Origin of the sequence: Flavobacterium sp. (assembly GCF_039930565.1) — a bacterium.
GTDB lineage: Bacteria > Bacteroidota > Bacteroidia > Flavobacteriales > Flavobacteriaceae > Flavobacterium.
Genome location: NZ_JBDTTP010000006.1, coordinates 60,218 through 75,809 on the forward strand (window position 1 = coordinate 60,218; position 15,592 = coordinate 75,809).

The 15,592-nt window shown below is 36.0% G+C and carries 3 protein-coding genes; all 3 read right to left on the reverse strand.

All coding sequences use genetic code 11. From position 1 onward, the window contains the following. Positions 1-123 precede the first annotated feature (123 nt). Complete coding sequence (locus tag ABI657_RS03265; protein ID WP_348095804.1) at positions 124-3,228, reverse strand: T9SS sorting signal type C domain-containing protein; 3,105 nt, start codon at positions 3,226-3,228, stop codon at positions 124-126. Between the two features lie 389 nt (positions 3,229-3,617). Then, positions 3,618-10,139 (reverse strand): T9SS sorting signal type C domain-containing protein, encoded by a 6,522-nt coding sequence (locus tag ABI657_RS03270; protein ID WP_348095805.1) that lies wholly within the window; start codon positions 10,137-10,139, stop codon positions 3,618-3,620. Between the two features lie 454 nt (positions 10,140-10,593). Then, positions 10,594-15,501, reverse strand: coding sequence for a LamG-like jellyroll fold domain-containing protein (locus tag ABI657_RS03275; protein ID WP_348095806.1), 4,908 nt, complete (start codon positions 15,499-15,501; stop codon positions 10,594-10,596). Positions 15,502-15,592: the final 91 nt, after the last annotated feature.

Here is a 15,592-nt window from a genome sequence, read left to right on the forward strand (position 1 = left end):
TCGCAATATATTGTTAACGGTGCAACATTACAATACCAATATTTAGTGATATTTACTTACTCATAAAAACAAAAAAATCCGATAGAGACCTATCGGATTTTTTTATTACATATCTACAGGATTTTATCTGAAAATGATTTTTCTTGTAATTACATGTCCATTTTCTAAAATAACTTTAACTAATAAGACTTGTTGGGCAGATTTTAAGTTATCAATTACCAATGATAAATTCGAAATCATTAATTTTTGATACAATTGTTTTCCTGAAATATCATACATTAATACTTTATCAATGTTTTCTTTTTCAGAGCTTAACGAAATGATTTTATTTTTGACAAAAATATTTACACCATCCTCTGAATTTTCGAAATCTCCTGTTCCTAAAGTTTTATTGGTATACTTTAGCACAAACCGGTCATTAAAAGTACCTTTTGCAGTATTAAAAGTATAATCATTCTCTGTTAAATCATGTAAGATATTGGTCTGTTTATCTTCAAGATATACCTTCTGAGACTCTAGTAAACCATCGGCATTATCTATCGCTATTGTAAAATTACCATCAATAGAAGATCTGAATCCTAATGGAACATTATCGCTTTCTTCAAAAGGCAGTGAACGTCCCTGAATTACATACTTATCTGTATTATTAACGCTGTAAAAATCTATAAAACTATTTCCGTCAAAAGTTACTCCGTCAAAATCTCCATCGAATTCATTTGTAGCTCCCGTAACATACCCAATAAGTGTTTGTTTAAAAGCTCCTTCGCTGTTGGTCATGTTAAGCCACAAACGGTTTTTTTCGAATTCTTCGGTTTTGGCAGTTTTACCAGGTTTAAAAAACTGACTATTATTGGCTGCTGTACGCATATTGTTTTTAAACTGTATCGTTCCGGCGGCTTTAGCACTTCCAAAAAAAGACTGGCCTGCAGCTATATATCCTGTTGGTGCACTTCCACCTGATGCCGCTCCTGAAGTAGCGGTTCCACCTGTTCCGTTATAGCTTGCATAGTCATCAGATACATAAATGTTTTGAGTGCCTACTTTTTTAATAGCGGTATTGTGTGTCCAGAAATAAATAGTTCCGTTTAAAATATTTTTGTTATTAGTATTGCCATACAAAAATTTATCAGCATCGAGTGCAGATGGATATGGGTTTCCTATAAGGTAAAATTTTCCTGTGGTAACTGCCTGTCCTGTAATATCCCCATTATTAGGTTTTCCTATAAACTGAACTGGTTGTACATAAGAAGAAGCTGTGGGTATTGGCCAAAAATTAGGTTTTGGAACTCTAATAATATAACCTATTCCCGCTGCCATAGACGTTGTTGAAGCCACTTCCTGTTTCCATCCTGATCCTGTATAAGAGAAATACTTGTCTGATAAGGTATTAGGTGACAAATTCAACAAATTTTGTCCAGATACTGGTGATGACCAATAACTGAAATCAAAATTCTTCATGGGAGAAGAAATTCTTTTATAAACAATACTACCTGAATTGATGTTTACTGTAGTAGTTTGATCCTGAACCAGACTTGAATTGTTTTCGAAGATTAATTTTGCACCTGATGCATTATTAACAGTTACAGCATTCGTTATGTTTATTGTAACTCCTGAAGGTACTGTTGCCACTACACCACCATTTATAGTTAAAGCACAAGCTCTGAATCCTGCTGGAAATATATAGTCTGTTGCTGCTATAATAGCATTTTTTCTTGCATCAGGATCTCCGTTAGACCAGGAAGTGCCATTCCAGGTTGTAGAAGAAGCATCTGTTACAATTGCATTTGCACTCGAAGGAGATGTACAACCAAAATCAGTGGCCGTAACTTTAAAAGTATAGGTATTGGCTGTTAAACCACTTATGGTAGTCGTTGTTCCGGAACCTGACGTTGTTCCTCCGGGAGTTGTTTGTAATGACCAGTTTCCAGATGGAAGATTACTTAAAACAACACTTCCTAATGCGCTACAAGTAACATTTGTTATTGTTCCTACAGAAGGAGGGGTTAATAAATTAGTAACCGTTGCTATATCATTATCATTTACACTGCTGTCCCCTGATAGGTCTTCTACTATATTTAATGAAGGATCTAATCCTGTAACTTTAGCTGAATTAACGACTCTTCCTGCTGCCACATCTGCTGCTGTAATAGTGTAGGTACCAGTTAATGTTGTTTTTGCACCAACTGCTAATGATGAAACCGGGTTTCCTGTTATTGTCACTCCAGGCATTAAATCAGTTACATTAATGTTTGTAATGGGTACGTCACCTGTATTGGTAACTTCAAATGTATAATTGATAATATCTCCTAATTTTCCACATCCTGTAAGAGTACCCTTTTTAACTAAACGTAATTGGGCTAATTTTAGGGAATTCGTATTAAAGGCAATAAAAGCACAATCAGAACTACCTGAAAAAGTTACTATAAACCGGTCTACCTGAGACGCAGTAGCATCTGTAATTCCAAATGAATTTAAGTCTATGGCCAAAAGCCTAATATCGCGGGTATCATTTGCATTGAAACCAGTTGCCGGAGTTCCATTATTAGTATTAAATAAATCTAATCTGTAAGTTGCCATTGCCGGAATAGAACTAAAATCGACATTTACAGCATTACCAATAATAACTCCTGAAGCATTGACAAACTTGAAGTTATCAATTACCGAATTTGGCTGAGCCACCTGACTAACAATAATATCCGGGATACCGTCTCCAATCACACCCAATTGTATATTATTGGTACCCACTTTAAATTCAGCAGAAATACCTGATTTTATATTTGCAATTCCGGTGCCTAATGCTAATCCATTAATACCATCTGTAAGTCTTGAGGCTAACTCTGCCGGTGTAGATACACTTCCGGAAATTGGGGGAGTTAATATTCTGTTGGTTAATGAACCATCAATATTAGAACCTTGTAAGTAATAGGAACTTGCATCAGAAGGCAGGGATTGTATTTTTAGAGCCCTGAAACGCGAATTTTCAAATGAAACCGAGTTTGCTGTTAATGCAGCATTATTTGCTCCTGTGGCATACGTTTTTCCATTCCAGGAAAAAGCCAATAAATTGTTTTCGTTATTCGGTTGATTTGCAACATTAGTACTCGTGGAGTTTGATGTCCAGTATCCATTCCAGTCTGTATAAATACGTGTTACAGAAGTCTGACCCATTCCTTTAGGAGTAATAAAAAAAAGTATTCCTAATGTTATTAATAATAAAGGGCGTTTCATCAAAAATATTTTTTGAATCATTGTGTAAGTTTATAGTATTAAATTTGTTTTTATAAGCAACTTTCTATTATTTACTATGGTATTTAAATTCGATATTTTCAATTGTTCAGAAAAATTTATCTGATTAAAATCTTGAAAAATATCTTATCTATATGTAAATAAGATGCTTATAGTAAACAAAAATAATAGTTCTGCAATATATTTTTTAACCCAAAAAAACATATTCGATTAAAAACAAATATACACGATGTACTACTGCACGTTTTTTGGTTTGAAAATTTATATAAGTAAAATCTTATGTGATTTATAAGCAAGATGTGCCTCTGTTTTTTTATTATAAACAACAAATCCGATACTTTCGGTATCGGATTGTTTAAGTACTACTATAATTATTTGAAAATTACCTTTTTTGTTGTCTGGTAACCATTGCTTAAAATTACTTTAACTAATAAGACTTGCTGGGCAGATTTTAAATTTTCAATTTCCAGTGCAACATTAGAAATTTTTTCTTTTTGGTACAATTGTTTTCCTAAAATATCATAAACAAATACTTTTGCAATGTTTTCTTTTCCGGAACTTATCAAGATAATTTTATTTTTGACTAGTACTTCTACATCATCAGCTTGAGTTTCAAAATCTCCTGTTCCAAGTGTTTTATTGGTGTACTTTAAAACGAACCTTTCGTTGAATGTTCCTTTTGCTGTACTAAAAACATAATTGTTCTCTGTCAGATCATGGATAATATTGGTCTGCTTATCTTCAAGATACACTTTTTGGGATTCTAATAAACCATCTGCTGTACCTATCGATATTGTAAAATTTCCTGAAATACTAGATCGGAATCCTAATGGAACACTATCACTTTCTTCAAAAGGAAGAGAACGTCCCTGAATCACAAACTTAGTTGTCTTATTAACACTATAAAAATCTATAAAACTGTTTCCATCGAAACTTATCCCATCAAAGTCTCCATCAAAATCATTAGTTGCTCCTGTAACATAACCAATCAGAGTTTGTTTAAAAGCACCTTCACTGTTGGTCATGTTAAGCCATAAACGGCTTTTCTCTAATTTTGCGCTTTTAGATGTTTTAGCGGGTTTAAAAAATTGTCCATTGTTATTGGCAACTCTCATGTTGTTTTTAAATTGTATTGTTCCCGCCGCTTTAGCACTCCCAAAAAAAGATTGGCCAGCAGCTATATACCCTGATGGTGCACTTCCGCCTGATGCAGCTGGTTGAGTAGCGGTTCCGCCTGTACCGTTGTAACTGGCATAATCATCCGATTTGTAAATATATTGTGATCCACTTTGTTGAATAGCAGTATTGTGTGTCCAAAAATAAATAGTTCCATTTAAGATAACATTATTACTATTGTTATAACCATTTAAGGAAGTATTATACAAAAACTCATCTGCATCAACTGCTGATGGATATGGATTACCTATAAGATAAAAATTTCCTGCTGTTACTGCCTGTCCTGAAATAGTTCCATTATTGGGTTTTCCTACAAACTCAACAGGCTGGGCATAATTACTTCCGGTCCAGAAATCTTTAGTATTTGGATATACAGAATTAGGTTTTGGAACTCTAATAATATACCCTATACCCTGTGCCATAGTAGTTGATGAAGCTATTTCCTGCTTCCAGCCGGATCCTGTGTAGGAGAAATACTTGTCTGATAATGTGTTAGGCGACAAATTCAATAAATTTTGTCCAACTACCGGTGATGACCAATAGCTAAAATCAAAATTCTTCATTGCCGTCGCAACTCTTTTATAAATAATACTTCCTGAATTAATGTTTACTATAGTAGCAGGATCCTGTACAAGGCTCGAATTGTTTTCGAATATTAATTGTCCATTTGTTGTTACGGCATTAATTATTGTTAAGGTTATCCCTGTAGATACTGTTGCCACTACACCAGTATTAATTGTTAAGGCACAAGCCGTTATATTTGATGTAAAAGGAGAATTAGGTGTTACTGATGCTATAATAGCATTTTTGGTTGTATTAGGAATTCCATTAGACCATCCAGTTCCATTCCAGGTTGTAGAAGAAACATCTACTATAGTCTGTGGAGCTGTTGCAATAGAAGAACATCCATTTGAATTAACGGTAAAAGTATAACTTCCAGCTGACAAACCTGTCACAGTAAAATTTGGGGTGTTCCCTCCGTAACTTGCAATTGCATTTCCAGTTTGATTAATCGTCCAGTTACCACTTGGCAAACCAGTTAATTGAATGCTTCCTGCATTTATTGTACAACTAATATTTATTACCGTACCTACTGTTGGAGCTGTAGGTATTGGGTTAACAACAATACTAACCAAATTACCGTTTGCAGTACCACAACTATTAACCGCATAATACCTAATTTTTTTACCATTGTCTGCAAAAGAAACAGTGTAAGGAACTGTTATGTTTGAGTATGCCAGACTTCCTACAGCTGTTTCCAATTGCCAGCCTGATGTCGTAACTGCCGCACCATTAGGAGTAACAGTTGGAGCAGATGGATTTAACGATTCTCCTGAACACAATGCAGCAGGTGTTGAAATTACAGAAATAGTCGGGACATTATTTACTGTTAAGGTAACCTCATTGCTATAGGTAGTTCCACAACTATTAGTAGCAAAATACCTGATTTTTTTATTATGGTCTGCAAAGACAACTGTATAGGGCACAGTCAGGTTTGAAAAAACATTTCCACCAACTGTATTTTCTAATTGCCAACCGGATGCTGTAACTGTTGAACCATTGGCTGTAACTGTTGTTACTGAAGGGTTCAGCGAATCTCCTGAGCAGAATGAAGCAGGTGTTGAAATTGAAGTAATCGTTGGAGCAGCATTAACTGTTAAGGCAACCTCATTACTATATATACTACCACAACCATTAGTAGCAAAATATCTGATTTTTTTATTAAGGTCTGCAAAGGCAACCGTGTAAGGAACTATTATATTTGAAAATACATTTCCTCCTGCGGTTGTTTCCAACTGCCAGCCTGATGCTGTTACTGTTGAACCATTTGCTGTAATTGTTGGTACTGAAGGATTAATAGAACCTCCTGAACATAATGGTGCAATTGCTGAAATCGCAGTTAGCGTTGGTGTAGCGTTAACTGTTAGCGATACTAAATTACTGTATGTGGTGCCACAACTATTAGTCGCATAATATCTAATTCTTTTACCACTGTCTGCAAAAGAAACGGTGTAAGGAAATGTTATATTGGAAAATACATTTCCTGCTGCGGTTGTTTCCAATTGCCAGCCTGATGCTGTTACTGTTGAACCATTTGCTGTAATTGTTGGTACTGAAGGATTGATAGAACCTCCTGAACATAATGCTGCAGGTGCAGAAATTGTAGTTAGCGTTGGCGTAGTGTTAACCGTTAACGATACTAAATTACTGTATGTAGTACCACAACTATTAGTAGCAAAATATCTAATTCTTTTACCACTGTCTGCAAAAGAAACGGTGTAAGGAAATGTTATATTGGAAAATACATTTCCTGCTGCGGTTGTTTCCAATTGCCAGCCTGATGCTGTTACTGTTGAACCATTTGCTGTAATTGTTGGTACTGAAGGATTGATAGAACCTCCTGAACATAATGCTGCAGGTGCAGAAATTGTAGTTAGCGTTGGTGCAGCGTTAACTGTTACCGATACTAAATTACTGTATGTGGTGCCACAACTATTCGTCGCATAATATCTAATTCTTTTACCATTGTCTGCAAAAGAAACGGTGTAAGGAATTGTTATATTGGAAAATACATTTCCTCCTACGGTTGTTTCCAATTGCCAGCCAGATGCGGTAACTGGTGAACCATTAGCTGTAACTGTTGGTACTGAAGGATTGATTGAACCTGCTGAACATAATGCTGCAGGTGCAGAAATTGTAGTAAGCGTTGGCGTAGTGTTAACTGTTACTGTAAAAACATTCATAAAACTCACACATCCTGTAGTGTTTCTTTTTACAGTAAGTGTTCCCGTATAAGTCCCAGCAGCAACATTTGCTGGAATAGCAATGGTATTTAATGTTCCTGCACCTGTGACAAAAGGAAAAGTAACATCTGTTTGATTTACTAATCCAGCTGTTATTGCAGCTGCATTCCACGTTATACTATATCTATCAGGAGTACCAGTAGTCGCGGTATAAGCCAGAGATGCATTTTGTGAAGTTGTGCTAAAACAAACTGAAGTTGTACTTGCCGCTGCAGAAATAGAAACCGTTGTATTTGATACTGTTGTATTTCTACACGCAGCGGTTTTATCACAACTATTTTTATATCTCACATAGTAAGTTGTATTACCCATACTTGGACTAACGACTAAATTAGCAGGAATAACATTTGATGTTCCCACAACCGTACCACCACAAGAACCAGAATAAAACTCAACATAACCTCCTAATCCAAGCGAACCTCCACTAACCGAAAGTGTAGCGGTACCATCACAATTTATAGCAGAAGTAAATGCTGTAGGCTGAACAGGGGGACCTGTAGTCACTTGTACAATAACAATTGTAGCATCAGAATAAATACCTGAAGTTACTGTTCTTCTATAATAAGTAGTTTGTGATATACCTGCCGGAACTGTATAATCTTCAGCATTATTTGTTCCTGAAGCCGGAATATAACCACTATTAGGTGCTGTACTTACCTCCCATAAAAAAGCATATGTATTATTTCCTCCTGTTGGTGTTGAACCATCTATAACAAAAGAAGAAATTGGAGAAGTAGTACAAAATGGTTCTGCGTAAGTTGCCACTACATTGTAGGATTTCACTACACCATAACAAGGATCTCCAAATGTATTATTGAAAGAACCAGATGCAGGAATAGTCGCTATATTATTACCTAATAAACCCGTAGTTACTGTTCGGCTGTTAAAGGCATGACAAGTTCCTATCGTAAAATTTGGAGAGGTCCCTCCAGGGCTGCCATAACTTGCAAACTTAACATTGATAAATGCAGAACCTGCCGGAGCAGCAAGTGTTAGTGACCCTGGTAACGAATTTGTTGGTGGGTCTGCATACTCTCCAGATGTACCCGCAACTTGACCGCTAACGCCACTACCCGAATAGGAAGCATAATTATTATCAATTGCAGGATATGGCGCACCAGAAACATTTATTATACCTGTCCCGGTAAAATAATCATTGGTTGTATTCACAGCACCTGATGCTGTTGATCCCCATGAATTTAAAAGTGGACCTGCCCCACCCAAAACAAGTGTTCCTGCTGTGTGTGTAAATCCTCCTAAATTAGCCAGAGGTCCTGACACCATAGACCAATTGCCGCTTACCGTTGCAATTGCTCCAAAAGTCTTTGTTCCTGAACCAGATAATATAAGATTATTATACGTTATAGCACCCGTTCCCAAATTTTGTGCGCCAGCCCTATTAAATTCTACTGTACCTGTACCCGCAGTAAAAGTTCCTCCGTTACCGCTAATATCACCACCTATTTTTAATACACTTGAGCCTCCATTTAAAGTTCCGGCAGTTCTAATCCAGTTTCCTGTAAAGGTATGTGTTAATGAAATCCCTAAATTAAGTGTTGCTCCGGACCCATTTATAGTTAACCCTGCGCCATTTACAGCTCCTGTAAACGTAGTAGTGTTACCTGTTTTTAACATAGAAACATTTCCTGTAGTCGTAAATCCACCTATGCTTTGAGCATTACCACCAGAGATTGTAACTCCTCCTGTTGTACCTGTTATTGTCCCGCTCCCGCCATTTATAAGATTTCCGTTTAAAGTTAACAAATAAGTTGACATGTCTAAGCTTGTATTATTATTCAGCGTCAAAGCTCCACCTGTAGTAACAGCTCCCCCTAATGTTTTAGTACCAGAATTGGACAATGTAAGATTACTGTAGGCATTAGATTTTATCGTTTGAGCTCCTGCAGCATTATAATTTACAGTATTACCGGCAGTCGATGCTGTAAGAGTAGTAATATTGGGAGAAGCTGCAGTAATTTGCAAAACACTCGTTGCATTAGCATTATTAAATGTGCCTATAGCACCTGAACTAGCAAGGTTTACTGTTCCTGAAGCATTATTTGTAATTCCAGTAATTGCGCCTGTACCCCCAAGATTAAGTGTCCCTGTATTCGTAAAATTAGCCAATGCAGTATTTACAATTCCTGAACCTCCAACATTCATGGTACCTGCATTTGCAAGAGTTGTAATCGTCATAATATTGGTACCAGAACCACCAATTGATAGTGTACTTCCAGATTCATTAGTTAATGTTCCACTCCCCGAAAGTAATGTAGAAACAGAAAGCACGCCGTTATTAGTTAAAGTGACACCTGTAACTACTACATTAGGTATTGTAATATTTCCAGAGACTGCTTGAGCACTAGTATTAAATGTTTGAAGTCCTGTACCCGCTGTAAATGTTCCATTATTTGTAAGACCTCCTCTGAAATTTATAGCAGAATTTCCAGAATTATTCCAAATGCCATTAACTGTAACTAAGCCTGTGTATGTCTTAGTTCCTGCTGTACTATTATGGGTTAAAGTACCAGAAACAATAGTAGTACCAGAAACAGTAATACTAAAACCTCCAACAATAAGAGTAGAGCCCGAAGCAATGTTTAAATTTGTGCAAGCTGCATCGGCAGTAATTGTCACGGTACGTCCTGCTTCTATAAATACAACATCACCAGCTACAGGAAAACTAGCACCAGAAGTTCCACCAGAAGTTGCTGACCAAGTTGATGTAGAATTCCAATTTCCATTGGCAACAGTATAGCGATTTGCTGCATTCGCAAACGAAACCATAAAGAACAAAACAAAACAAAGCCATTTAGCAGCAGTGCCAAATGACTTTGTTGGTAACATTCTTGTGGTATTTTGGTTTTGTTTTGAAAATAATAAACTAATAATTGTAGGTAATTTTTTAGTCATGGTGGTATTTTTTTAAATTAAAAAAAGCAATTTACGGGGCAATAAATTGATATATAGAACTTACAGGCTATTCTTTTTTGTTTGTTTTTGGTAAATTAAAAATTGGTATTTGAACAGTATTTTACTTTTCAAAGACAATAATATAATGATTTGACTATCAAAAACTAACAAAATCTACATCATTAAAGTCTTACTAAAATATCACTGCTAAGAAACAAAAATAGGCAGATTTATAAGTCTTTTATGGCAAAAGAAAAACTTTTCGATTAAAAACTTATAATGCCGATGTATTACGTATTATTGTTTTAAATAAAAATATTAACTGTGTAAAAACCTACTTTTTATTTTAAATAACTGATGTGTTTTTGACCATCACAATTTTTATTTTTGGAAATAAATAAAAAATCCGATAGCTTTCGCAATCGGATTTATATTAGAGTTAAAATATTACTTTTTAGAATATAATTTTTTTGGTTACTGAAGTTCCGTCTTCCGAAACTATTTTTACCATCAAGACCTGATCAGGCGAATGAAGATTTTCTATAATCAGTTTTGGATTTTTAATGTTGTTTCTTTTGTATAATTGTTTTCCTGAAATATCATATATAGAAACTTTACTGATGTTATCATTAGAGGAACTGATTGTAATAATTTTATTGACAACAGTAACTAATATATTATTCCCTTTATTTTCAAAGTCATGAGTACCTAACGCTTTGTTGGTGTATTTTAACACAAAACGTTCATTAAAAGTTCCTGTTGCAGTTGTAAAAGAATAATTTGCCAATCGCAAATCATGTACTGTCTGAGTTAGTTTATCTTCAAGGTAAATGGCATGATTTGCTAAAATTCCATCTGTTTGATTAATTCCAATTGTAAAATTACCGGCAATAGTACTCTTATATCCTAAAGGCACAATATCAGAATCTTCAAAAGGCAGTGAACGTCCCTGAATTACTAATTTAGTATCATTATTGATGCTGTAAAAATCGATATAAGGGTTGGCATCAAAACTAAGCCCGTCAAAATTATCATCATAACCATTAGTAGCGCCCTCTATATACCCAACTAAGGTTTCTTTAAAAGCTCCACCATTATTACTTAAATCCAACCATACACGATGTTTTTCTAAATCTGCTGTTTTACCTGTTTTTCCAGGTTTAAAAAACTGATTATTATTGCCTGCAATACGCATACCATTTGTAAATGCTATTGTTCCTTCAGCTTTTGCATTAGCAAAAAACGATTGTCCCGCAGCAATTCTGCCTAAAGGCACTGCATTATTGTTGCCAGGGTTAAGTGCAGCAGAAGTTGTCCCGGTTCCACCCGTAGTATTATAACTTGCATAATCTCCAGATAAATATACATATTGAGATCCACTTTGAGTAATTCCTGTATTATGTGTCCACAAATAAATAGTCCCTTGTAAAATTGTTGTGTTAGCCAATAAAAATGAATCTGCATTTAAAGCTGACGGATAAGGATTACCAATTAAAAAGAAGCGGTTTGCTGTAATCGCAGTTATATTTTCCCCAAAAAGATTTCCATTGTTTGGAACCCCAACAAACTGAACATTCTGCGAATACGGAAATGCCACAACCTCGCTATTAGGCCATATACCAGCTTTAGGAGTACGGATAATATAACCTTTACCAGTTGTCATCGTTGCATTTGGCAGTTCCTGTTTCCAATTGTTTATAGCAGAATTATATGAAAAATATTTGTCTGGTAATGTATTAGGTGACAAAATACGCAATCCCTGGGCTCTTGTTGGTGAAGACCAGTAAGTATAATCGAAGTTTTTCATGGGTTGTGTAATTCGCTTATAAATGATATTTCCTGTATTACTAACATCATTAGTCTGCAACAGACTGGCATTATTTTCAAAAGTTAATGTTCCTCCCGTAGTTGTTACCCCATTTGCTATAGTAAGCGTATGATCTGAATTAACGATAACAGCAACACCTGAATTTACTTTACAGGTACATCCGCTTAAGTCATCAGTTGTAGAATAATTTCCAGAAAAAACAATATAATTATTAATATTCGGTGTATTGGACCACGAAGATCCGTTCCAGGTTGATGTTGTAATTACTAGAGGATTAATTGGTATACTGCCTGTGTTAGCAGAAAAACACACATCAGACTTAACTGACGCTGTATAGGTAAATCCAGGCGTAAGATCTGATATGGTTATACCTGTTCCGGTACCGGAATAATAGCTGTAGGTGCTTCCATTATAAAGTTGTAATGTCCATTCTCCTGCAGGAAGACCCGTTATAACAATACTTCCTAATGGTTTAGCACAGGTTGCCTGTGTTATAGTACCAACAACAGGAACTGTTGGCCCTACACTTATCAATACTGTAATCGTATTAGAAGGTGTTAACTGAGACCCACAATCTGCATTAGCAGCCCTTACTCTGTAATAATAGGTAGTTCCTGATGTTAATAGCGTAACAGCCGAACTGGTTACGTTACCAACACTTTTATCATTATAACCTGTGACAAAGCTTGTAAAAGCCGCATCTGTAGCCACATCTAAAAAGTAATTTGTAGCTCCGGCAACAGCATTCCAGTTGGCAGTAAAGCCATTACATACTAAATTGCTGAAATTGGCTGCAACTGGGGATTGGGATTGTAAGGTCTGATAAGAAATAGTATTTGAACTGGCGCTCACACCGCAACTGCTATTTTTACGGACTCTGTAATATATGGGTCCGGGAGGAACATTATTAACAGCATATGTTGTTACAAGCCCAACATTTAAATTATTGTAACCCGTTACAAAGTTTGTAAAAGCGGCATCAGTAGCTACATCTAATGAATATGTAACGGCTCCTGCAGATGCAGTCCAATTGGCATTAATAGTAGTTGTACAATTAGCGCCAGTTCCTACAGTCGCCACAACATCTGTCGCAGAACCTACTGTAAATGTTTTCGCATTTGGACTGCTCACTCCTAACAACGACACGGTAACCCTATAATCTCCAGGCACTAATCCTGTTAAATTTTTTGAATTCGCTATAAAAGACCCATCACTTGCTTTTTGCCAATAGTAATTATAAGGATCTGTCCAATCAGGTGTGTTAAAAAACGTACCATTGTTACCCGCCGGAGTTGAGGTTAAAGTTGTTCCCGCACCATCATAATAGTTATATCCGGCAATTATTCCTGTTTCAAAACCCGAATAAATTGCAGGTCCAAAAGCAAGACTCTGAATACGTGATGCAGATAGAGCTATACTAAAAAATACTGTTTTTAAAATACTGCCGGTAAAATTTTCTGCATTTGTATCACTAAAAACATGACCTCCAATTTTGGCAGTAAAAGCAGATGTCCCATAATTTACCGTATTAACAATACCGCCGGTAACAGGAATACTCACACCATCAATATAAATTTTTATACTCGCACCATCACCCGTTACAGCGACATGATGCCATGCCTCATTTCCAAATGATGCAGGTGTAAATGTTGCTGTTACAGCACCTGTTACTGAACTCCACAATTCAAGAGTTGAAGCAGAGGAGAACCCAAATTCTAAAGCATCATTCTGACCAAATAAACTTGCTCTTCCTGTTATATCAGATGCTTTAAATTTTATCCACCCGGCTATGGTAAAAGCACCTCTGTTAGAAAGAAAACTATTTGCTAAGCTAATATAGTCATTCTCCGCAGCTATAAATTTAACCACATGGTTCATGTTCGTTAATGTTATAGCGCCATCATTTCCAATGGCACAAGAAGCTACTGTAATAGTGGCGGTTGGTTGTGGCAGCAAAGAGAAAATAGTCATCTCAGTAGTAGCATTTACACATCCCGGGGCTGTATATGTTATAGTGTAAGTACCTCCTGCAGTGGCAGCCAGATCTACCTCTCCAGTGGTGGTACTGACAAAACTTAATCCGGAAGGGCTTGCTGAATAAGTACCTCCGGTTACACCAGTTTGCGTTACCCCTACTTTACCGATTGCAATAAATGCATTTCCAGGATAGGAAATTACAGGTGGAGGGGCGAATCTATACACTTGTCCTGTGGCGGGTTTTTGGCTTATATTAGTTGTAAAAGCTGTTGAGGAAGCAGTTGGATTTGCACTTGTATTATTAAGTGATAAATATTTACCATTGGCATCATATAAACCTATTGAAGCGCCTAATGTTGTATTATTTACTGCTGTATCACCTTGTTTATAAATATATTCAATGATATTGCTTTTTTCATATAACCAAATCTGAAAAGAAATAACATCAGCAGCAGAGAGATAATTCCATTTTTGTTTGGACATCTCTATTTTAAAAATCCGGTTTGGTGCTGTTCCGGAAACAGTATATTTAGGTACTACTGTACATTCTATATCATCCCATAATGCTAACAAGGCAGGCTTTATAAGATTGGCATTGGTTAAATTATTATTGTAGCTTTGAGCAGCTGAAGTGTTAGGTGACGCAAATGTCAGCCAGCCATTAGATGAAAGCCGTACATTTGAATAAAAAGTCCCTCCAAAATTAAAACTAAAAGGTAATGTGACCGAACCGGAAAGGTTATCATCTGCACTTGCTCCTAATCCGGGAAAATCTGTAGTCGATAAAAGATTTGAATATATTGCGGTAGAAGTTGAAAAACAATAATTATTTACTTGTAAACTTGCTGATGCAGCTGCAGGAGGACTGAATCTGTAAATCTGACCGGTTGCCGGTTTAGTCAAAATATTGGTTGTAAAAACTTCTGGTTGTGCGACCGGTGTTGACCCTGAATTATTTAGTGTTAAGAACTTGCTGGTTCCATCATAAATACCTATTGATGCTCCCCCAGTGGCTGTATTATTGACAGTTACAGCTCCCTGGCTATATAAAAACTCTACAACATTCGTTGTTTCAAATAGCCAGACCTGAAAAGAAATTACATCTCCCGCAACACCATTGTTCCAGCTTTGCTGACTCCACTCTACTTTAAATCTTCTGTGAGGCGCAATACCTGTTGTTATATATCTTGGTTTTACCGTACACTTTAAATTATCCCATAAAGGAAATAAAATTGGTTTTTTTAATTCGGCATTTGCCTGAGTATTATCATTCGCATCGTTAAGCGTTCCTGTCGCAAAAGAAAGCCAGCCGTTAGAGGAAACTTTAATAGAATTGTAGGCTGTACCTGCAAAAGTAAAAGTAAACGGTAAAGCAATTGCAGTTGAAATTTCATCATCAGCAGTTGCGCCTAATGAAGTATCTGTAACTCCGGGAACACCGGTAAGAGGTATATAATTTCCCTGAACGGCAGTAAAATTGTAATTATTTACCGACTGTGCAAAAGACGAGACAGAAGTTAAAAAAGCTCCAAATGTTATAAGTAAAAGTTTTTTCATTTCAATTAATTTAAAATGTAAATTTTATCCCACATGCATTAAAGTATTTATTACCAAATACATAGGGTCGCAAATCTAATACATTGTTTTT

Coding starts and splice junctions, on each gene's coding strand:
- ABI657_RS03265 (WP_348095804.1), bottom strand. CDS start 3,228: ATGAAACGCCCTTTATTATTAATAACATTAGGAATACTTTTTTTTATT.
- ABI657_RS03270 (WP_348095805.1), bottom strand. CDS start 10,139: ATGACTAAAAAATTACCTACAATTATTAGTTTATTATTTTCAAAACAA.
- ABI657_RS03275 (WP_348095806.1), bottom strand. CDS start 15,501: ATGAAAAAACTTTTACTTATAACATTTGGAGCTTTTTTAACTTCTGTC.